At 66.7% G+C, this 20,551-nt stretch carries 19 protein-coding genes; 16 read left to right on the top strand and 3 right to left on the bottom strand.

Annotated features, from left to right (window positions below; translation table 11 throughout):
• Positions 1 to 135: 135 nt before the first annotated feature.
• Positions 136 to 636 (bottom strand): hypothetical protein, encoded by a 501-nt coding sequence (locus FAZ21_RS16025; protein WP_136774452.1) that lies wholly within the window; start codon positions 634 to 636, stop codon positions 136 to 138.
• Positions 637 to 756: 120 nt separating this feature from the next.
• Here FAZ21_RS16025 and FAZ21_RS20395 point away from each other — a divergent pair, with 120 nt between their 5' ends.
• From FAZ21_RS20395 to FAZ21_RS16015, 3 genes are all read left to right on the top strand, one after another.
• Positions 757 to 933, top strand: coding sequence for a hypothetical protein (locus FAZ21_RS20395; protein ID WP_169307456.1), 177 nt, complete (start codon positions 757 to 759; stop codon positions 931 to 933).
• Between the two features lie 124 nt (positions 934 to 1,057).
• Positions 1,058 to 1,522: a hypothetical protein gene (locus FAZ21_RS16020; protein ID WP_136774451.1), complete on the top strand. Its 465-nt coding sequence runs from the start codon at positions 1,058 to 1,060 to the stop codon at positions 1,520 to 1,522.
• A gap of 27 nt (positions 1,523 to 1,549) precedes the next feature.
• Positions 1,550 to 3,148 carry an alpha-amylase family glycosyl hydrolase gene (locus FAZ21_RS16015; RefSeq protein WP_136774450.1) on the top strand — a complete coding sequence of 533 codons (1,599 nt, stop codon included), beginning with the start codon at positions 1,550 to 1,552 and terminating at the stop codon, positions 3,146 to 3,148.
• Positions 3,149 to 3,169: 21 nt separating this feature from the next.
• Here the strand turns inward: FAZ21_RS16015 and FAZ21_RS16010 are convergent, their stop codons facing one another.
• Positions 3,170 to 4,768, bottom strand: coding sequence for an alpha-amylase family glycosyl hydrolase (locus tag FAZ21_RS16010; RefSeq protein ID WP_136774449.1), 1,599 nt, complete (start codon positions 4,766 to 4,768; stop codon positions 3,170 to 3,172).
• 239 nt (positions 4,769 to 5,007) lie between these two features.
• On the opposite strand from FAZ21_RS16010, the gene FAZ21_RS16005 reads away from it, so the two are divergent.
• On the top strand, positions 5,008 to 5,286 hold the full coding sequence (locus tag FAZ21_RS16005; protein ID WP_136774448.1) for a hypothetical protein: 279 nt from the start codon (positions 5,008 to 5,010) through the stop codon (positions 5,284 to 5,286).
• Between the two features lie 112 nt (positions 5,287 to 5,398).
• Entirely contained in the window at positions 5,399 to 6,196 is a 798-nt protein-coding gene (locus FAZ21_RS16000) for a mechanosensitive ion channel family protein (RefSeq protein ID WP_136774447.1), read from the top strand.
• A gap of 66 nt (positions 6,197 to 6,262) precedes the next feature.
• On the opposite strand, the gene FAZ21_RS15995 is transcribed toward FAZ21_RS16000, so the two are convergent.
• Positions 6,263 to 6,505, bottom strand: coding sequence for a DUF6868 family protein (locus tag FAZ21_RS15995; RefSeq protein ID WP_136774446.1), 243 nt, complete (start codon positions 6,503 to 6,505; stop codon positions 6,263 to 6,265).
• 937 nt (positions 6,506 to 7,442) lie between these two features.
• Here FAZ21_RS15995 and FAZ21_RS15990 point away from each other — a divergent pair.
• From FAZ21_RS15990 to FAZ21_RS15940, 11 genes are all read left to right on the top strand, one after another.
• Positions 7,443 to 8,594 (top strand): porin family protein, encoded by a 1,152-nt coding sequence (locus FAZ21_RS15990; protein ID WP_136774445.1) that lies wholly within the window; start codon positions 7,443 to 7,445, stop codon positions 8,592 to 8,594.
• Positions 8,595 to 8,844: 250 nt separating this feature from the next.
• Positions 8,845 to 10,323, top strand: a complete 1,479-nt coding sequence (locus FAZ21_RS15985) for an undecaprenyl-phosphate glucose phosphotransferase (RefSeq protein ID WP_246038708.1) — start codon at positions 8,845 to 8,847, stop codon at positions 10,321 to 10,323.
• Between the two features lie 173 nt (positions 10,324 to 10,496).
• Complete coding sequence (locus FAZ21_RS15980) at positions 10,497 to 11,414, top strand: EpsD family peptidyl-prolyl cis-trans isomerase (RefSeq protein WP_136774444.1); 918 nt, start codon at positions 10,497 to 10,499, stop codon at positions 11,412 to 11,414.
• Positions 11,414 to 12,217, top strand: a complete 804-nt coding sequence (gene epsE / locus FAZ21_RS15975) for a polysaccharide export protein EpsE (protein ID WP_246038706.1) — start codon at positions 11,414 to 11,416, stop codon at positions 12,215 to 12,217. Before FAZ21_RS15980 ends, epsE begins: the two co-directional genes overlap by 1 nt.
• A 13-nt stretch (positions 12,218 to 12,230) precedes the next feature.
• The gene (gene epsF, locus FAZ21_RS15970) at positions 12,231 to 13,634 is read left to right on the top strand and encodes a chain length determinant protein EpsF (RefSeq protein ID WP_136774442.1); all 1,404 of its coding nucleotides are present in this window, start codon (positions 12,231 to 12,233) and stop codon (positions 13,632 to 13,634) included.
• Positions 13,635 to 13,923: 289 nt separating this feature from the next.
• Entirely contained in the window at positions 13,924 to 14,793 is an 870-nt protein-coding gene (gene epsG, locus FAZ21_RS15965) for a chain length determinant protein tyrosine kinase EpsG (protein WP_136774441.1), read from the top strand.
• Between the two features lies 1 nt (position 14,794).
• Complete coding sequence (xrtB, locus tag FAZ21_RS15960; RefSeq protein WP_136774440.1) at positions 14,795 to 15,691, top strand: exosortase B; 897 nt, start codon at positions 14,795 to 14,797, stop codon at positions 15,689 to 15,691.
• Complete coding sequence (gene epsI / locus FAZ21_RS15955) at positions 15,688 to 16,374, top strand: exosortase-associated protein EpsI, B-type (protein ID WP_136774439.1); 687 nt, start codon at positions 15,688 to 15,690, stop codon at positions 16,372 to 16,374. The genes xrtB and epsI overlap by 4 nt, the downstream gene beginning before the upstream one ends.
• Positions 16,371 to 17,429 (top strand): nitroreductase family protein, encoded by a 1,059-nt coding sequence (locus FAZ21_RS15950; RefSeq protein ID WP_136774438.1) that lies wholly within the window; start codon positions 16,371 to 16,373, stop codon positions 17,427 to 17,429. Before epsI ends, FAZ21_RS15950 begins: the two co-directional genes overlap by 4 nt.
• A complete protein-coding gene (locus tag FAZ21_RS15945) occupies positions 17,426 to 18,946 on the top strand; it encodes a hypothetical protein (RefSeq protein WP_136774437.1) in 1,521 nt (506 codons plus the stop codon). Before FAZ21_RS15950 ends, FAZ21_RS15945 begins: the two co-directional genes overlap by 4 nt.
• Positions 18,943 to 20,469 carry a lipopolysaccharide biosynthesis protein gene (locus FAZ21_RS15940; protein WP_136774436.1) on the top strand — a complete coding sequence of 509 codons (1,527 nt, stop codon included), beginning with the start codon at positions 18,943 to 18,945 and terminating at the stop codon, positions 20,467 to 20,469. The genes FAZ21_RS15945 and FAZ21_RS15940 overlap by 4 nt, the downstream gene beginning before the upstream one ends.
• Positions 20,470 to 20,551 lie beyond the last annotated feature (82 nt).

The raw sequence follows: 20,551 nt of genomic DNA, 5'->3' as shown, positions 1-20,551 counted from the left end.
CCCGTGTGAAAGTAGGTCATCGCCAGACACCTTATGCAGACCCCCGAGACCGCAAGGCTCGGGGGTTTTTGCTTTGGCGCCGCGCGGTGGGGCGGCGATACCGCAGGTGTTCATCCACGCTCGATGCCGTGCGGCTCAGCCCACCACATCCTTGGGTTTGAAGCGGGCGTTGACGCGTTCCCAGGCGGCCTGGGCGGCGCGCTGGCCACCGTCCTGCCATTCCACCCCGGTGCCGCTCGCAAGATAGCGGGTGTGGAGTTCCGGTTCCCATTCGTCGAACGTGCGGCCGTCGTTCAGGCTGCCCGCCTCGTAGCCCAGCCGATAGGCCGGCTCGTAGTCGGTGTAGCGCTGGTCGGGCCGGGCGAAATCCTGATTGGCATGATGTTCCCGCCAGTATTCATCCTCGACCGACGGATCGAATGCCTGCGCCGTTTCCTTGCCGATCAGCCCGCCGGCAACGGCGCCGATGGCGGCTCCGGCCACGGCCCCCACCGGACCCAGGGTGGCGCCCGCCGCGCTGGCGGCGAGGATGCCGCCCAAGCCGGCCGCACCGCCGGTGGCGGCTCCCAGGGCCGTGGCGACGGCATGGTTGCCGGTGTTCTGGCGGCGATGCGATGAAGTGGTTCGATGTTGCATGATGCGCCTCCTTGAAAGGCTTGCTGTGCCGGCTGCGCTGCAAGCAACGTGCCATGCCTGGAACCCTTCTTGCTGCGAAATGGGCAATGCGGCCATTCGCCGCCCCATCAGGAGTTCGTCATGACCCAGCAGCAATCCCATCCGCCCCGGCCGGCTGCCGCGCATCGCCAGCCGGTTCCCGCCGAGAAGGAAACCGCCTCCAACGAAGCGGATCGCAGCAACTTCGAAGCCAACTATCCCGACGGCACCGCGCCCAGCAGCGGCCCACGCACGCCCAAAGGGCCGGGCAAGCTCTGAGCGTGCCGGTTTTACAGCGTACCGCGCAAAAAATGCACTGCGCCACGCCGCGCTCCGACATTGCATCGATGATTCGAAAGCGTCGTTTCCTTCGCAAGCGGCGTCCCAGACCGGAGGCCATGCCATGCCCGACCGCCTGACGTTCCCGTATCACAGCCCCCACCTTGCCGCGCCGGAGTCCCAGCCCGACGCCACGCCACCGTTACCGCCCGATCCCATTCCCGCGCCGGCGCCAGCGGAGCCACCGCGCCCCGGCCCCTTGGGGCCGCCAGTGGAAGAGCCGATCCAGGTGCCGCCGCATCGGCCGAACCTGCCGCCCACCGAGCCGGGCAACCCGCCCGCGCACGATCCCGAGCCCGACGTGGTGCCGGACCCGATCGATCCGCATCGCACCCCGCCACCGATCGAAGAACCCTCGCATCCGCCGATGACGCCGCCGTTCGATCCACCGCAGGACGCACCTTACTTTCAGGGCTCCGCCCGCCCTGCGCTACGGTGTAGACAGGGGCTGACCTTGCCCGCCAGCCGCTTTGCACGAAGCCGCGCCATGCCGTGCCGGACGGCGCGCGATTCGGCGCAGTGCCTCTGATCGCTACGGACAACAAGGAGCCCGCGGATGTTGAACAAACTCCAATGGTGGCAGGACGGCGTGGTGTACCAGATTTACCCGCGCAGCTTCATGGATGGCAACGGCGATGGCATCGGCGATCTCGCCGGCATTCGCCAGCGGCTGGATTACCTGGCGTGGCTGGGTGTGGACGCGATCTGGATTTCGCCGATCTATCCCTCGCCCATGGCCGATTTCGGCTACGACGTCTCCGATTACGTCGATATCCATCCCCTGTTCGGCACGCTGGCCGATTTCGATGCGCTGCTGGGCGAGGCCCATGCGCGTGGCATGCGGGTGATCCTGGATTTCGTGCCCAATCACACCTCGGATCAGCACGCCTGGTTTACCGAATCGCGTGCGTCGCGCGATAACGCCCGGCACGACTGGTATATCTGGCGCGATCCAGCGCCGGATGGCGGTCCGCCCAACAACTGGCTGTCCGCCTTCGGCGGCAGCGGCTGGGAGTACGATGCCGTGCGCGGTCAGTACTACTATCACGCCTTCCTCAAGGAACAGCCCGATCTCAACTGGCGTAACCCGGCGGTACAGGATGCCATGCTCGATGCCATGCGCTTCTGGCTGGATCGGGGCGTCGACGGGTTTCGTATCGACGTGATCTGGCACCTGATCAAGGACGAGGATTTCCGCGAGAACCCCGACAACCCCGAGTACCACGCGCAAATGGGCGAGCATCGTCGCCTGCTGTCCACCTACAACACCGACCGGCCCGAAGTGCACGATGTCATCGCGCGGATGCGCGAGCTGCTGGATGAATACGACGACCGCATGATGGTCGGTGAAATCTATCTGCCGGTGGAGCGGCTGGTCACCTACTACGGTACGGGCGGGCGGGGTGTGCACCTGCCGTTCAACTTCCAGTTGATCGGCATGGCGTGGGACCCGGCGCTGATCCGTACCGCCATCGATCAGTACGAAGCCGCGCTGCCGCCACATGGCTGGCCCAACTGGGTGCTGGGCAATCATGACAACCACCGCATTGCCAGCCGGATCGGCCCGGAACAGACGCGGCTGGCGGCGCTGCTGCTGCTGACGCTGCGCGGCACGCCCACCTTATACTACGGCGACGAACTCGGCATGTGCGACGTGCCGATCTCGCCCGACCAGGTGCAGGACCCGCTGGAAAAGAACATGCCGGGCCTGGGTCTGGGGCGCGATCCGGCACGCAGCCCGATGCAATGGGACGACGGAATCGGCGCTGGCTTCAGCCATGCCACGCCGTGGCTACCGCTGGGCGCGGATTACCCGAGGGTCAATGCAGAGGCGCTGGCGCGCGATCCGTATTCCCTGCTGCACCTGTACCGCAAGCTGATCCACCTGCGGGACGAATGGAGCGCGCTGGCGGTGGGCAGCTATCGCGGTTTCAGCGCCGGCCCCCGGCTGCTCGGCTATCTGCGGGAACGGGAAGGCCAGCGCCTGCTGGTACTGCTCAACTTCGACGCGGCCCAGCAGGTGGTGGATCTCGGCGGCATGCTGAGCGGCAAAATCCTGCTTTCCACCACCTTGAAGCGGGACGGAGAGCCGGTGGCCAGCACGCTGTTGCTCGACGGCTACGAAGGCGTGATCGTCTGCGCCGATTGCACCTGAAAGAACGCCGCCGCCGGGCGCTCATCCAGCGGCGGGGCCGGGCCGACCCGTCAGGATGGCGCCCTCGCCAGGGAGCAGCAGCAGGCTGTCGTCGATGTCCCGGCCTTCATCGCGGCCCAGCGTCGAGAGCAGCACCCGCCCCTGCAACCCGGGGATGCGGCGCGGCGTTTCGTTGAAGTTCAGCACCACCGTCAGGTAGCGCCCGTCGTGTTCGCGTTCATAGCGCAAGATGCCGGGCGGCGCGCCCTGGCCGGCGTACCGCCCCACCGCCAGCGCCGGCTCCGCGCGGCGTAGTTGCAGCAGGCGCCGGTACAGCGTGAGCAGCGATGCGTCGTCGGCGCGCTGGCCTGCCACATTCAATGCCTCGAACCCCGCCGCCACCGGCAGCCACGGCTGGCCAGGGCTGAACCCCGCGTTCGGGCTGTCGTCCCATTGCATCGGCGTGCGTTGCGGGTCGCGCCCGCGCCCCAGTCCCGGCATGTTCCGCTCGATCGGGTCCCGGATCGCCGCTGGCGGGATCTCGCCATCGCACATCCCCAGCTCATCGCCGTAATACAAGGTGGGCGTGCCGCGCAGCGTCAGCAGCAGCAGCGCCGCCAGGCGCGAATGGCCGGGCGGAACGCGGCCGGCGATGCGCGGCTTGTCGTGATTGCCCAGCGCCCAGTTGGGCCAGCCGAACACTGGCAGCAGCGCCTCGTAACGATCGGCCGCCGCGCCGATGCTGTCCGCGTCCCAGGGCGCGCCGATCAACAGTGCGTTCGCCGGCAGGTGGATGCCGTTGCCGGCGGTGCCGTAGTACGCCACCACGCGCTCGATCGGCAGATACAGCTCACCGATCAATACCCGGTCCGGATACTCATCGACCACTTGGCGCAGTTCGCATACCAGCCGCTGCACCTCCGGCCGGTCGCTGGTATACACATGGGCCAGCTTCTCGTGCTCCGGCAGCCCGGCGTGCCATGAGGGATCGGGCGGATTGTTGCGCAGGTGCTCGTCCTTGATCAGGTGCCACGTCGCATCCAGCCGCAGGCCATCGACACCGCGATCCAGCCAGAAGCGCATCACCTGCGCCATGGCCCGCGCCACCGCCGGGTTACGCCAGTTGAGATCGGGCTGTTCCTTGAGGAAGGCGTGCAGGTAGTACTGACCGGTGACCGGGTCCAGCGTCCAGGCCGGGCCGCCGAAATGCGAACGCCAGTTGTTCGGCGGGCCGCCATCGGCGGCGGGATCGGCCCACAGGTACCAGTCGCGATGCGCCGCGTCGCGGCCGCGCAGCGCATCCTGAAACCACGGGTGCATGTCGGACGTGTGGTTGGGCACGAAATCCAGGATCACCCGCAGGCCACGCTCGTGGGCTTCCGCCAGCAGGGCGTCGAACTCCGCCAGCGTGCCGAACAGTGGATCGATGGCACAGTGATCGGTGATGTCATAGCCGAAATCGGCCATGGGCGACGGGTAGATCGGCGGAATCCAGACCGCATCCACGCCCAGCCACGCCAGATAGTCCAGCCGCTGGTGGATGCCCGCCAGATCGCCGACCCCATCGCCGTCGCCATCCTGAAAACTGCGCGGGTAAAGCTGATAGATCACGCCGCGTTGCCACCAAGCGAAGTCCGCCATATCGGGCTTGCCTCTGTCATGTCGATGGCGTCTGGCAATGCAGGGACCATGCCAGGCACCGTCGCGGTCGGCGGCGGCTGGCGCGGCGCGGCGATGCGCAAACTTGCCGCGCGCAGTGTAAATCCTGCCTCCCGCGATGTCGCATGCCCGCGCCGGGCTCGGCCGTGCCAAGGCATGGATATTGCACCGGTGGGGCAGGGCGGCGTCATCCGGCGCCGCGATCCATCCAGGAGGCCGACATGCCGAATCCCTACCAGGAAGAAGACGAGCGCACCGTATTGCCGGACGACCCGGATTTCGATCCCGCGCTGCGGGAAGCCGACGCACCGCTCGACGAACAGATCGAGCGCGAAGACGCGCGCGATACCAATGTGGAGGCCCTGCGCCACGACGCGCCGCTGGCCGACAGCGCGCCCCCGCCGCTCGACCCCGACGCGGGCCTGCCCGATCCGACCGGGGCGCGGCCTGCCGCGCCCGACCCCAGTGTCAGTACCCAACACAGCGAACCACACGGTTGAGGGCCAACTATCCACATCCGCACCGGGCTCAATCCGCGCTATAACGTCAACCCTGTTCGACCGGGCCGCGCCACCGCCAAGGGGCCGGCCAGCAAAGATAGGGAGCAACGACATGGCATTGGCCCACCTCGACCGCGTGGAGCGGTTCTTCGACACCCTGTTCAACCGCGCCGCCAACTACGGCGTGGATCTGGTGGTCGCGCTGCTGATCCTGCTGATCGGCTTCTGGCTGGCACGGCGACTGGCGCAGGCGATGGAACGGCTCACCGTCCGCGCCGGTGGCGACCCCACCGCCGCGCCGTTGCTGGGTGCGGCGGTGCTGTGGGGCATCCGTATCCTCACCCTGGTGAACGTGTTGGGCCGGCTGGGGGTGCAGACCACCAGCATCGTCGCCGCGCTGGGTGCCGCTGGCCTCGCCATCGGGCTGGCCTTGCAGGGCACCTTGCAGAACATCGCGGCCGGGCTGATGTTGCTGCTGCTCAAGCCGTTCCGCGCCGGCGACTATATCGAAGGCGTCGGGGTGGTGGCGGGCACCGTGCGCGAGGTGGGGCTGTTTTCCACCCAGTTGGTCAAGAGTGACGGCGCCGCGCTGTATGTGCCCAACAGCCAGCTCTGGTCCAACGCCGTGACCAACTACACCCGCAATGCCACACGCCGGATCGACGTCAACTTCCAGGTGGCAACCAGCCAGGTGGAAGCCGGCCTGGCGCTGATGCGCGACGTGGTGGCCGCCGACACTCGCATCCTGGCCTCGCCCGCGCCGCTGATCGCGGTGGCGGAGTATACCGATGCCGGCGCCCGGTTGTCGGCGCAGGTCTGGGTGGACAACGCCGACTACACCGCCGTGAAAAGCGAACTGCTGCGCCGGCTGCGGCCCGAACTGGAACAACGGCTGGCGCCGCCCGCCTGAGGCACGCGCGTCTAGGAAAAGGCCGTGGCATCCGCCGCGGCCTTTGTTTTGCCCAGGCCACGCGGATCAGCCCAGCACGCAGAGCACGATCAGCGGCACCAGATTGAACAGCAGGATGCCGATCTTGTAGCAGGCCATGCCGCCGTAGTGCAGCGCGTCAAACGTCTCGGGCGCCAGCTTGAACCAGCGGCCATGCAGTCGGTAGAGCCAGCCGCGGGCCGCTATCAGCACGCCGAACCACACCAGCAGCACGATGTAATTGAGCACGGTGCTCCATAACAGGAAATCCTTCAGCTCGATGGCGTTCATTGCATTTCCTCCTCGACTCGTTTGTCCTTCCCGCTTCAACTATAAGCAGCCTTCCCGCCGGACGGTCGAGAGGCGCGGCCGTCCAGGCGGCCGGGTAGGGGCCAGCGCCGGCCTCGTTGAAGGCATCGCTGCCCACTGATGCACTTTCCCGGCCCTTCGCCCTGAGTCTCGATGCTGGTTTTTTCTTTTCCGGCCCGCCGTTTTCCGTCGGGCGGCCCCCCCGCATGACGACCGCCCATCCTGTTTTTTTATCGCGTTGTCGGGTGACGAATGCTGCACGTGCACATTGGCGGCCTCCGCTGAGGCGTCGCTGAACGCCGTTGGTCGTGTTGTTGCGCTTGATGAATGCCGAAGGTTATCGGCGTGCCGCCGGTAAATGTAGTTTTCATCAGAAAACTACTTACTAAAAACTGTCCAACTTTATGACAAAATGGTCGGAAATCACCCCGGTTACCCGGGTTTTTCCGCCATCTATCGGTATTGATGGGGTGGCTTGTAAGTTATAAATACATGCCTTTTCCACCATGTGATTTTAAATATCAGGATTTGATGATTTATTGGATTTGAAATGACGTTTAAATGGAAGCTTAATGTCGAATGGCTAGTCTGCTCGGGCGTGCTCCATGTGTTTTTAAGAAAAATTTCTTTATGATCATTGGGTTGTCAATAGATATGACAATTTAATACAAACATTGATGACTATTTTTCGGGGCGTGGATCACACCCCATACCCGGTGAGGTTCGGTTAAGATGCATGCCCTTTCAAAAGGGTGGCGAAAAGGTAATTTTGGCAATTGACGCTCTAGCGGTCGTTTGCCACCATTTTTCTCGTAAATTTCTATGCGAGTAAGTGATTTTGGTGTTTCTCAAGGGGAACTGGGTGCGCAACAGCAATGCGAAAGCTAAGCACCGGGCAGCTTGCAGGTCGGTGCCCGCCGTGATGCTGTGCGCAGCGATGCTGCCGGCCGCGCATGCGGCTTATGACGAAAGCGATGCCGTGGTCCTGGAGGCCAGATTGCGCTACCGCTACGACGACAACCTGTTCCGCCTGCCCGACGCGGCCGATGCCGGCGTCGTGCTGGGCGATACGCAACGCGGCGATCACCTGATCGAGCCGCGCGTCGGCGTCAAGGCGCAATGGCCGGTATCGCGCCAGTTGTTCACCTTCAACGGCGAAGTCTTCGCCCCGCATTACCTGCATTACGACGAACTCGATTACACGGGCTGGGATGGCGAGGCCGCGTGGCAATGGGCCGTGGGCAGCAACGTCGGCGGCCGCCTCAGCTATGGCGACCGCAAATCGCTGTCGTCCTTCGAAGACGTACTGGGCGGCATCAAGGATCTGTATCGCACCCGCACTGCCGAAGCCAGCGGCAACTGGCAGATCGGCCCGACCTGGTCGCTGGGCGCCAGCATCGGCGGCACCGAGGAGCGCCACGAAGCGCGCCAGTACCAGGATTACGACGAACACCACGTCGCGGTCGGCGTCACCGCCCAGACCGGCAAGGGCAGCACCTTCACCCTGCGCGGCACGATGTCCGAGCTGGAATACGTCGAGAACCTGGGCTTCATCAGCGCCGACCAGCGCGGCTACCGCCAGCACGGCGTGGATTTCGCCTGGCAGATACCGGTCACCGGACTGACCCGCTTTGGCGGCAGCATCGGCTGGGTGTCGTGGAAGGACAAGGCGGGCGGCGAGGCCACCGACAACTTCATCGGCGGCATCAATGCGCAGTGGCAGGCCACCGAGCGCACCAGCGTGGAGCTGGCGTACGAGCGCGCGTTCGACGACCCGGGCCAGAACCTGGTGCGTCGCATCACCGATACCTACCGCATTCGCGCCGACTGGCGCTACCACCCCAAGTGGATTTTCACCGGCGAAGTGCGCTACGAGGACCGCGAGATCGCCCGCGACACCCTGGGGGATATCCAGGACCAGACGCTTTACTGGCGCCTGGCCAGCACGTTTCGTCCCACCAACGCGATCGACCTGATCGCCTATGTGGAGCAACAGGGGCGCGATTCCAACGTGCCCAGCAACGAGTACGACAGCATGCAATACGGTCTGACTGCCAACTGGCGGTTCTAGGCCGCTGGGCCGCGCTGCCGAAAACGCCGCGCGGCACCCACGGAAGGCACTGGCTGATCCAGTCGAAATAACGCCGAGGCAAGCCCCACAAGGGCCTGGGAATCTGATTCGGACGCACGCCGGGTGGCGATGCGGTGGAGGTCGAACCACGGTGCGGTACCTACCGCCCGCGATCCGATGTCCGCGCGGCCCGCGTGGCCGCGCAGATCAGAAGCAGGTTCCGAGCTGAACCCGGCAGGAGTACACACGAATGAACGCGAACGTCGATTTTGTCCTGAACAGCGGCCACCAGGCCGAACCGCAGCGCGGCCCGGAGTTCGTCCAGTCCTCCCTGTCGAACGAACGCTTCGGCCAACTGGCGCACGCCGCGCCGCTGGCCAGCTTTTGCAAGAGCTTCCTCGACCCCATCGTCGTGGTCGTCGTGCTGTACCTGCTTGCCATCCCGTTCGAGATCGCCTGGAACGGTTACCTGCTGGTCTGGGCCGCGCTGGCCTTCCTGCTGTCCGCGCAGTTGCTCGACGGCACCTTCCTGTTCGTGCCGGGCGTCAGCCGCCCGCTGCTGGGCCTGGGCCGCTTTGTCGCCGGCTGGGGATGCGTGGTCGGCTTTCTCTGGCTGATCGGCCGGCTGTCCGGTTTCAACGCCTACTTCTACCCGCCGTTCCTCATCGCCTGGCATTTATCCGCGCCGCTGGTGCTGATCGGCGTGCATGCGCTGTTCCGCGCCATGCTGCTCAGCCCGCGCGACGCCCCGCTGGCGCGCGCCGTGGTGATCGGTGCCAACCAGGCCGGCACCGCCCTGGCCACTCGCATCCGCGAAAACCCCGAGCTGCGCCTGGAATTCGCCGGCTACTTCGACGACCGCCACGTCTCGCGCCTGGAAGGCATCGGCGAAGAAGAGCTGCTGGGCAAGCTGGCTACGCTGGCCGACTACGTCAAGGCCAACGGCATCGGCCACATCTATGTCTCGCTGCCGATGACCTCGCAGCCGCGCGTGCTGTCGCTGCTGGAAGACCTGAAGGACAGCACCGCCTCGATCTACTTCCTGCCCGATTTCTTCGTCTGCGACCTGATCCAGGCGCGCTTCGACCACGTGGGCGGCATCCCGGTGGTGGCGGTATGCGAAAGCCCGTTCGTGGGCATGTCCAGCGTGGTCAAGCGCGTGTCCGACATCGTGCTGGCGCTGTTGATCCTGGCGTTGATCTGGCCTGTGATGCTGGCGGTGGCGGCGGCGGTGAAGTTCACCTCGCCCGGCCCGGTGCTGTTCAAGCAGCGCCGCTATGGCGCCAACGGCGAAAGCATCCTGGTCTACAAGTTCCGCTCGATGACGGTGATGGAAGACGGCGACAAGGTGGTGCAGGCGCAGAAGAACGACCAGCGGCTGACCCCCATCGGCGGCTTCATCCGCCGCACCTCGCTGGACGAGCTGCCGCAGTTCATCAACGTGCTGGAAGGAAAGATGAGCATCGTCGGCCCGCGCCCGCACGCCAACGCCCACAACGAGATGTACCGCAAGCTGATCCGCGGCTACATGATCCGCCACAAAGTGAAACCCGGCATCACCGGCTGGGCGCAGGTCAACGGTTATCGCGGCGAGACCGACACCATCGACAAGATGCAGAAGCGCATCGAATACGACCTCGACTACCTGCGCAACTGGTCGCTCTGGCTCGACCTGAAGATCGTGATGCAGACGGCGACCAGCATGGCGCGGGATCGAAACGCCTATTAGGGACTGGCATGCAGCGACCGATGGCTCAGCCTGGGTGGCGTGCCGGGATTTGAAGGAAGGAATGTGAAGTACCGCATGAATTACCGAATGAATTGCACTGCTTGCTGAAAACAACCACGGGGCCTGACCACGGGCTCCGGTACCAACTCGAAAAACCACTGGAAAGGAATGCCATGCGCAACGTCCGACCCCTGCGATTCGGTTTCGTGCTGCTCGTGCTCGCGCTCGCCGCGTGCGGCGACAAGCAGGAGGCCAAGTCGCCCAGCCAGGTGCTGGCCCGCGTGAACGGCAAGGAAATCACCGTTCACCAACTCAACTTCGTCCTGGCGCGCCAGCCGCAACCGGTGACCGACGAAGCGAAGCAAAAGCTGGTCGAACAACTGGTCGATCAGGAACTGCTGGTGCAGAAGGCCGAGGAACTCAAGCTCGACCGCGATCCGCAGGTGTTGCAGGCGCTGGAGCAGAGCCGTCGGCAGTTGCTGGCGCAGGCCGCCGCCGAGCGTGTGATCGGCAAGCCCACCGAACCCACCGCCGATGCGCGCAGCAAGTTCTACAACGAGAACCCGGCGCTGTTCTCCGAACGCCGCGTCTACGACTTTGCCAGCTTCAGCGTGCCGGCCGCCGCCGCGTCCGACAAGGCGCTGCTGGCGTCGCTGCAAAACGTGCATACCGCCGCCGAGACCGAAGCCGCGCTCAAGGCCGCCAGCGTCGATTACAAGGCCGGCCGCACCCGCCGCGCCGCCGAGCAACTGCCGATGCCGCTGCTGGCGCGTGTGGCCACGATGCAGGTCGGCGATATCGTCAACCTGCCGGACGGCAACGGCCGCGCCGTGCTGCTGCAACTGGAGGAAAGCCGCCCGGCGCCGGTGAGCGAAGCCGATGCCGCCCCCGCGATCACCGCCTACCTGCGCAACGGCGAAACCGAGCGCGAAGCCCGCACCAAGCTGGCCGACCTGCGCGGCAAGGCCCAGGTCGAATACGTCAACGGCTTTGCGCCCACCGCGCAGGCCGCCGCGCCCGCGGCCGCTGTCGAGGCAACGGGGCAGGGCACGGCCGAGCATCTGAAGGCCGGCGTGAAGGGGCTGAAATGATGAAGGGCTGGATCCAACGCCTGGCCGCGCTGTGCGCTGTGGCCGTGCTCACGCTGAACCCGGCCCGCGCCGCCGACCCGCAGCCGCGCGACGCCGAGTACGTACTGGGGGCGGGCGACGTGGTGAAAGTGGCCGTCTACGACCACCCCGATCTCACCACCGAAATCCAGCTCACGCAGTCCGGCGAGATCAGCTTCCCGCTGATCGGCGCGGTGAAGTTGTCCGGCTTGTCGTTCTCGCAGGCCGAATCGCGCATCGCCGGCCTGTTGCAGCGCGGCGGCTTCGTCAACAAGCCCAACGTCAACGTCCTGATCACGCAATACCGCTCGCGGCGCGTGGCGGTGCTGGGCGAAGTATCCAACCCCGGCCGCTACGCGCTCGACAGTGCCTCGACGCTGATCGACGCGCTGGCGCTGGCCGGCGGCGTCAACCCCAACGGTGGCGACACCCTGGTGCTGACGCGCGGCAGCGAGCGCCGCGAGTTCTCGCTGGCCGCGCTGCTGGCGCAGGACGGCAGCGCCAAGGCCGATGAAGTGCAGGCCGGCGACGTGCTCTATATCCCGCGCGCGCAGCAGATCTACGTCTACGGCGAGGTCAACCGGCCCGGCGCGTTCCGCCTGGAACGCCACATGACCGTGATGCAGGCGCTGTCGGTGGCCGGTGGCTACAACCTGCGCGCCTCGCAAAAAGGCTTGCAGGTCCACCGCACCCGGCAGGACGGCGGCACCGACGTGCTGGACGTGAAGCCCACCGACGTGGTCCAGGCCAACGACGTGGTGTTCGTGCGCGAAGCACTCTTCTGATCGGGAAAGCGACATGAATCTCCAACAGTTCTTCCAGATCCTCCGGGCCCGCATCTGGGTGGCCCTGATGGTGTTCGCCCTGGTGGTGGTCGGCGCGATGGTCGTCAGCCTGGTACTGCCCAAGCAGTACACCGGCGAAGTGGTGCTCACCGTCGATGCCAAGCCGGTCGATCCCATCAACGGCCTGGCCGCGCCCAACGTGCTGGCGCCCGACTACATGACCACCCAGGCGCAGATCATCACCAGCCATAACACTGCGCTCAACGTGGTGGATGCGCTGGGCCTGGACAAGCTGCCGGAAACGCGCGAAGCGTTCATCGCCGACACCCAGGGCCACGGCAACATCCGCGACTGGCTGGCGAAATCGCTGCTGCGCTCGCTGGAGGTGGAGCCGGCGCGCGACAGCCGCATCATCAACCTGAGCTTCACCGCCGCCGACCCGCAGTTCGCCGCTGCCATCGCCAACGCGTTCTCCCAGGCCTACGTCAAGACGGTGAGCGACATCCGCAGCAACGCCGCGCAGCAGAATTCGGTGTTCTTCGAAACGCAGCTCAAGACCTTGCAGAAGAACCTGGAAACCGCGCAGCGCCGTTATTCCGACTATCAGCGCGAGCAGGGCATCGTCGCCACCGACGAGCGCCTGGACACCGAGACGCAGCGCCTGAACGACCTGTCGTCGCAAGTGGTGATGGCCCAGTCGCAGACCTACGACGCGCGCGCCCGCGCCCGGGGCGACAACGCGCCGGACGTGCTGAACAACCCGCTGATCCAGCAACTGAAAAGCCAGCTGGCGCAGCAGCAGGGCAAGTTCGACGAACTGGCGCAGCGCGTGGGCCCCAACCATCCGCACTACATCGCCGCCAAGGCCGAGCTGGATGCCACCCGCACCGAATTGGCCGAACTGACGCGCCAGTACGCCAGCGGCCTTTCCAGCGCCGCCAGCAGCTCGGCTTCGCGCCAGGCCTCGCTCACCGGCGCGCTGGCCGCGCAGAAAGAGCGCGTGCTCAAGCTCAAGGGCGACCGCGCCGAGCTGGATGTGCTGCAACGGCAGATGGAAAACGCCCAGCGCGCCTACGAAACCACGCTCGACCGCTACTCGCAGTCGATGATCGAAAGCCGTGCCGAGGCGACCAACATCTCCGTGCTGCAAGCCGCGCCGATCCCGCTCAAGCCGTCCAGCCCGCGCATGCTGCTCAACCTGGCGCTGGCGATCTTCACCGGCGGCCTGCTGGGCATCGGTTTCGCGCTGGTGTTCGAACTGCTGGATCGCCGCGTCCGCTCCGTGCGCGACATCGAGCACGGCCTCGGCCTGCCGGTGCTGGCCGAACTGGCGCTCGCACCCGCCCCGGTTTCCAAGAAGCGCCGCTGGCTGCCCGGCCGGTCGCGCCCGGCCAACCCTGCCCTGCAACCTGCTTGAGCACCTGTATGAACTCGTTGCAAATCAGCGATCGCCAGCCCCCGGCCCAGCCGGGCGCGGGGCGCCAGCGGGATGTCGGCGGCGCGGCTTCCCTGATCGATTCCACTCCTGCCGCACGAGCCTTGGGAATTGGTCATCGGCAGTTGCGGAGCGGGCAGCGGCTCTCCCCGATCGATTCCACTCCCCCCGCCCTCGCCGCCGCGAGGGGGCTTCGCTGCGTTCGGGGGGCTTCGATTCGGCGCTTTTCCACGCCTTGCCCACGTCAACATCAGCCACAAAGGACCGCGCCATGAAACAGGAATCCGTCGGCAGCATGCTGCCCCCCGAGGCCAGCCACATCGGCAAGGTGTTGCTGGAGATGGGCAAGCTCACGCCGCAACAGGCCGAGCACGTGCTGGATGTCCACCGGGAAGAAGGGCTGCGCTTCGGCGAGGCCGCGATCAAGCTCGGCTACGTGGCCGAGCCCGATCTGCGCCACGCACTGGCGCGGCAGTTCTCGTATTCGTACCTCGCCGCCAACGATATGTCGCTGGGCCGCGAGCTGATCGCCGCCTACCAGCCGTTCAGCCCCGCCGTCGAAGCGCTGCGCAGCCTGCGCAGCCAACTCGTGCTGCGCTGGATCGCCCAGGGCCACAAGACCATCGGCCTCGCCGGCTACGACAGTGGCGTGCCCACCGGCACCTTCGCCGCCAATCTCGCCATCGTGTTCTCGCAACTGGGCGAGCGCACGCTGCTGATCGACGCCAACCTGCGCCAGCCCACGCTGCACGACCTGTTCCGGCTGGACAACCGCCAGGGCCTGTCCGACCTGCTGGCCGGGCGCTGCGGCGACGAATGCATCACCGCCATCGAGGCGCTGGAAGGGCTGTCGCTGTTGCCGGCCGGCACGCTGCCGCCCAACCCGCAGGAACTGCTGTCGCGCGCCAACTTCCCCGCGCTGTTGCAGCGCGTGGTCGAGCACTACGACGTGGTGATCGTCAACACCCCGCCAGCCACCGACGCGGCCGACCAGCAACTGATCGCGGCGCGCGTGCGCGGCATGCTGCTGGTGACCGAACGCCACCGCTCGCGGCTGCGCGAGCTGGCGCAACTGCGCCAGCAGCTCGAAGCCACCGGCGCGCGCGTGATCGGTGCCGTGCTGAACGAAGGGAGCCGCTGACATGACGGCGCGCAGCGAAGCCGCGACGCCGATCGGTCTGGCGGACCTGGGCGGCCTGCTGTGGCGCAACGCACTGCTGTGCGTCGCGCTGCTGGTGCTGGTCGTGCCCACCGTCTACGACCTGTCGCGCACGGTCTGGCAGACCGAGGAACTGGGCCACGGCCCCATCGTGCTGGCGCTGGTGCTGTGGCTGTTCTGGCTGCGGCGCGACGTGCTGGCCGCATTGCCGGATAACCGCGCGCCGGCCTGGGGCCTGCTGTTCGGTGTGCTGGGCGCGCTGTGCTACGCCTTCGGCCGCTCGCAGGCGATCCTGCTGCTGGAGATCGGCGCCTTCATCCCGTTCGCGATGGCGATCCTGCTGTCGGCCAAGGGCTGGGCCGGCGTGCGCGCGTGCAGCTTCGCGCTGTTCTTCCTGCTGTTCCTGGTGCCGTTGCCCGGCTTCGTCATCGACGCCATCACCGCCTCGCTCAAGCAGGAAGTGTCCGCCCTGGCCGAAGTCGCGCTGTACGCGGCCGGCTATCCCGTTGCGCGCAGCGGCGTGCTGCTCAATGTCGGCCCCTACCAGTTGCTGGTGGCCGATGCGTGCTCCGGCCTGAATTCGCTGTTCAGCCTGTCGGCCGTCGGCCTGCTCTATGTCTACCTCACCGGCCACCGCAGCGTGCTGCGCAACCTGCTGCTGATCGCCGCCATCCTGCCGCTGGCGTTCTTCGCCAACGTCCTGCGCGTGATCGTGCTGGTGCTGGTGACCTACCACTTCGGTGATGAGGCGGGGCAGGGCTTCGTGCACGGCGCCGCCGGCCTGTTCCTGTTCGCCGCCGCGCTGGGCTCGCTGTTCCTCTTCGACCGTGTGCTCGGGCTGTTCCTCGGCAAACGTTCTTCCGCAAAGGTGACCGCATGAACCGCTCCACCCGCTGGCAGATCCCGCTGGCGATCCTGATGCTGGCCGCCGCCACGCTGGCCTGGGCGATGAAGCCCACGCAATCGCTGGCCGACGCGCGCCGCGTCACGCTGGAAACGATGATTCCGCAACGCCTGGGCGACTGGCGCCTGGAGGCATCGCAGGATGTGGTGTCGCTGCCGCCCGAATTGCGGGCCAAGCTGGCGCAGCTCTACACCGAAACCCTGGGCCGCACCTACGTCAACAGCCGGGGCGAGCGCGTGATGCTGTCCATCGCCTATGGCCGCGACCAGAGCGACGGCCTGCGTGTGCACAAGCCGGATGTCTGCTACCCGGCGCAGGGCTTCGTGGTATCGCAGGCCACCGACGGCACGCTGGACGTTGCCGGCCGCACGCTGCCGGTGCGCCGCCTCGTCGCCACGCAGGGCGAGCGCAACGAGCCGATCACCTACTGGATGACGGTGGGCGACCGCATCACGCTCAACGGCACGCAGCACAAGATCGCACAACTGGCCTACGGCCTGCGCGGCGTGATCCCGGACGGCATGATCTTCCGCGTCTCCACCCTGGGCACCTCGCCGCAGGATGAATACGCCGTGCAGCAGCGCTTCCTCGGCGCGTTGTACGAAGGGCTGCCGCCGGCCAGCCGGCCGCTGTTCTTCGGCGCCACGGAGGCGTCATGATCAAGCGCTGGTTGAAAGGCCGGCTCGCCGCCAACGAGCGTCTGTTCGAGCACTACTGGCACGTCAAGCTGAAGCTGCGCTCCGCGCGCAAGCTGGTCTACCACTGGTACGACATCAGCCGCGTCGGCCGCCACATGTTCTGGGGCCGGATGCAGGGCCAGACGCCGACGCAGCTCCAGGCGCGCTTGCTGTTCTACTACCACAAGCTGGAAAAGGGCATGTGCATGCCCGGCGCCAAGCGCATGTTCGGCGCCGAGGCGGCCGACCACGTGATGCGCCTGCTCACCGCGTGGGAGGCCAAGGGCTTCGCCACCGACGACGCCATCTATCGCGGCGCGCTGGACAGCCTGCTGGCCTATCGCGATTGCCTGGTGGCGCTGAAGCTGGATCAGCAGGGCGCCGTGACGCAGCGCGTGACGCGCTTCCTGGCCGCGCCGCGCCTGCCGGATGCGCCCGACCTGACGGCGACGACGCCGCTGCGGCTCAGCCTGTCCGACATCGATTTCGCTCGCCATCGCCAGTCGCTGGACGAGCTGTACCGCATCCGCCGCAGCTTCCGCGATTTCGCGCCGCGCCCGGTGGAACGCACGGTCATCGACGAGGCGGTGCGCATCGCGCAGCTCAGCCCGTCCGCGTGCAACCGCCAGCCGTGCCGCGTGCACCTGGCCGAGGACCCGGCCACGCGCGATCGCCTGCTGGCCTACCAGAACGGCAATCGCGGCTTTGGCGATACCGCGCCGCTGGTGCTGATGGTCACCGCCGATATGCGTGGCTTTTTCGACGCCAGCGAGCGCAACCAGCCCTACGTCGATGGCGGCCTGTTCGCCATGAGCCTGCTGCTGGGCCTGCAAGCGCAGGGGCTGGTGAGCTGCTGCCTGAACTGGTGCGTGGCGCCGGCCTCCGACAAGGCGGTGCATCGCCACTTCGGCCTGGACGACGCCGAAGCCATCGTCATGCTGATCGCCGTCGGGTATCCCAAACCGGAAACGCTGGTACCGCTGTCGCACCGCAAGCACGTGCACGACGTGGTGCGTCGCCTGGAGACGGTGGCGTGATCGGTCGCGTGTTCTCCCTGCCCAGCCGCGCCACCTTGCAGATGGCGTTGCTGCTCTCGATGCTGGCCGGCTTCTCGCTGATCGCGGGCGCCGCCATCGGCCTGCTCGGCACCAAGGCGGCAGCCGGTGTGATCGGCGCCACCGCCATCGCCGTGCTGTTCTTCGTCCCGCCGCGCCTGCTGGTGTGGGCCATGCTCGGCATCGCCTTCATCATCGTCGGCCAGGCGATCTACTTCCTGCGCTTCGAACAGGCCAACTGGCTACCGGCGTTGCTGGGGCTGGTGCTGTACCTGCGCCTGCCGATGGAGGCGCTGATCCACGGCGACGAGCGCGCCACCCACGGCCAGGCGGTGCTGCCGGTGACATTGCTGCTGGGCTTCATCCTGGTGGGCGTGTTCTCCTCGGCGCTGTATTGGGCCGGGCTGTGGCAGTTCATGCTGGGCGGCAAGGATTACCTGTGGATCCTGTCGTTCTTCTTCTTCCTGCTGCTCACCCAGCGTGACCTCTCCCTGTACCAGCGCGCGCTGTCGCTGGTGCCCTGGGCCATGATCGGCCAGGTGCCGTTCGTGCTGTACCAGGCGCTGTTCATCGTGCCCAAGCGTACCGTCGGCGCGCGCTGGGATTCGGTGGTGGGCGCGTTCGGCGGCGATCCGCAAGGCGGCGGCGCCAGCGGGGCGATGGCGATCTTCCTGCTGATCGGCTTCTTCGCCTGCCTGGGCCTGTATCGCCAGGGCCGCATGTCGCGCACGCTGTTCTGGGCGGCCACGCTGTCGGCGCTGCTGTGCATCGGCCTGGCCGAAGTGAAGGTGGTGTTCATGCTGACGCCGCTGCTGGCGCTCTATCTCTACGCCGACGTGCTGTTCCGCCGCCCGCTGCAATTCGCCATCGGCGCCATCGTGCTGCTGTTGCTGCTGTGGGGTGGCCTGACCGTCTACTTCAAGCAGTTCGGCGAGAACCAGGTGCAGCACGACCTGCCGTCGTACATCGAGCACACCATCGAGCTGACCGTCGATCCCACCATGATCAACCGCGAAACCGGCGAGATGGGCCGGGTGGCGGCGATCGCGCTGTGGGCCGACCGGCACTTCGGCCGCGATGTCCACGGCACGCTGTTCGGCCATGGCGTCGGCTCGGTCAAGACCGCCAAGACCATGATCGGCAGCGAGGCGCGGCGCTATTACCCGCAGTTCCGCCTGGCGCGCTCGTCGCTGGCCATCCTGCTGTGGGAAACCGGCGTGGTCGGCACCGCGCTGCTGTGCGGCTTCTTCCTGGTGCTGGGGCAGCGCGCGCGCCGCCTTGCTGCGCGGCTGGGCGATACCTCGTTCCACGCGCCGTGGCTGCGTGCCACCTCGGCGGCCATGCTCTCGGCGGTGCTGCTGCTGATCTACAACACCGATGTGATGTCGGTGCCGGTGATGCAGGTGTTCCTGCTGTTCCTGGCGTCGTACGCGGTACTGGCCGGTGGCCAGGCCACACAGGGCGAGCCCGGCCGGCGCGGGGAGGCGTACGCATCGTGAGCGCGCATCCCTATACCGCCACCCGCGCCAAGCGCAGCATCGTCACCTTCCTTACCGGCAAGGCGGCGTCGGCCGGCATGACCTTCGCCGCGCTGGTGCTGCTGGCGCGGCTGCTGGAGCCCGCCGAGTACGGCCTGTATGTGGCGATCTTCGCCTTCGTCGAAATCTTCTATCTTTATACCGGCTTCGGGCTGTCCACCTTCGCGCAGAAATACATCACCGAACTGCGCGTGCAGGGCCGCATCGCCGCGCTGCACCGCGCGCTGTGGTGGAGCTGCGTGGCGCGGCAGGCATTGTCGCTGCTGTTCGCGCTGGCGGTGTTCCTGGCGTTCGACCGGCTGAGCGATGCCTTCGACCTGAAGTTCGACGCCGACCTGCTGCTGCTGTTCTCGATCCTGCTGGTGTTCGAGGCGGCGATGCGCTTTTTCACCGAAGTGTTCCCCGCGCTGCTGATGCAGGGCCACACCCAGTTCGTGTTCCTGGTGCGCTCGGCGCTGCGCATGGTGGCCTACGGCTGGCTGGCGTGGCAGGGCGACGCGGCGACGCTGTACGGCATCGTCGCCATCGACCTGCTGTCCACCGTGGCGGCGTGCCTCTACGGGCTGGTGGCGCTGGCGCTGTATACCTACCGCGAACGCGCCGGCGCCTCGGTCGGCCCGGTGCGCGGCGGCCGGCGCGCGATGCTGTCGGTGTGCTTCCAGTTCTACATCAGCCAGGTGATCGGGCAGGTGTACGGCAACAACGTGCTGCGGCTGCTGGTCAGCAAGTTCTCCGGCCTGATCCAGGCGGCGTACTACGGCTTTGCGCAGGCGCTGTCCGACATGCTGCGCAACTACCTGCCGGGCTACCTGCTGCTGGGGGTGATCCGCCCCATGTTCGTGGCGCGCTACGCCGCCAGCGGCAGTCAGCAGGTGCTGGACGAGATGTTCAACTTCGTCGTGAAGATGAATTACTTCACGCTGTTTCCGCTGCTGATCTTCTTCGTCTATGCCGGCGAGCCGTTCCTCGACCTGATCAGCCACGGCAAGTATGGCGGCGCCTACCCGATCATGCTGGTGATGATCCTGGTGGTGTCGATGCAGTGCGTCCATACCGCGTTCGCCATGATCAACATGTCCACCGGCTCGCCCAACATCAGCCTGGCGGCCACGCTGGCGGCACTGTCCGGCCTGCCGGTGGCCCTGCTCGGCGGCCACTGGTACGGCGGGCAGGGTGTGGTGTGCGGCGCGCTGGTCAGCGAGGTGCTGTGGTGCGCCGTGTGCTGGTACGGCCTGAAACGCAGCGGCGCGCCCATTGCCATCGACTTCCGTGGCTTCGGCAAGATGCTGGGCACCACGCTGGCGCTGGTCGCGGGCGTGTTCGTCGTTCCCCACGCCACCCCGCTGGCCGCCTACGGCACCGGCTTCCTCGCCATGGCGCTGTATGCCCTGGTCCTGCACTGGCTGCGCCCCTTCAGCGACAACGAACGCGACTGGGTCAACCGCGTCGCCCCCGGCCGCCTGGGCCGGCTGTTTGTCTGGTGAGTGCCGAGATGAACCTGCAATCTTCCGCCATGGCCGGGCAGCATCGTGCCCCCGGCATCGCCGGGCGCACTGCGGCGGCGGT

Source organism: Chitiniphilus eburneus (genome assembly GCF_005048205.1).
GTDB lineage: Bacteria > Pseudomonadota > Gammaproteobacteria > Burkholderiales > Chitinibacteraceae > Chitiniphilus > Chitiniphilus eburneus.
The sequence above is the reverse complement of the archived record's forward strand: the minus strand, read 5'-3'. Positions and strand labels throughout refer to the sequence as shown.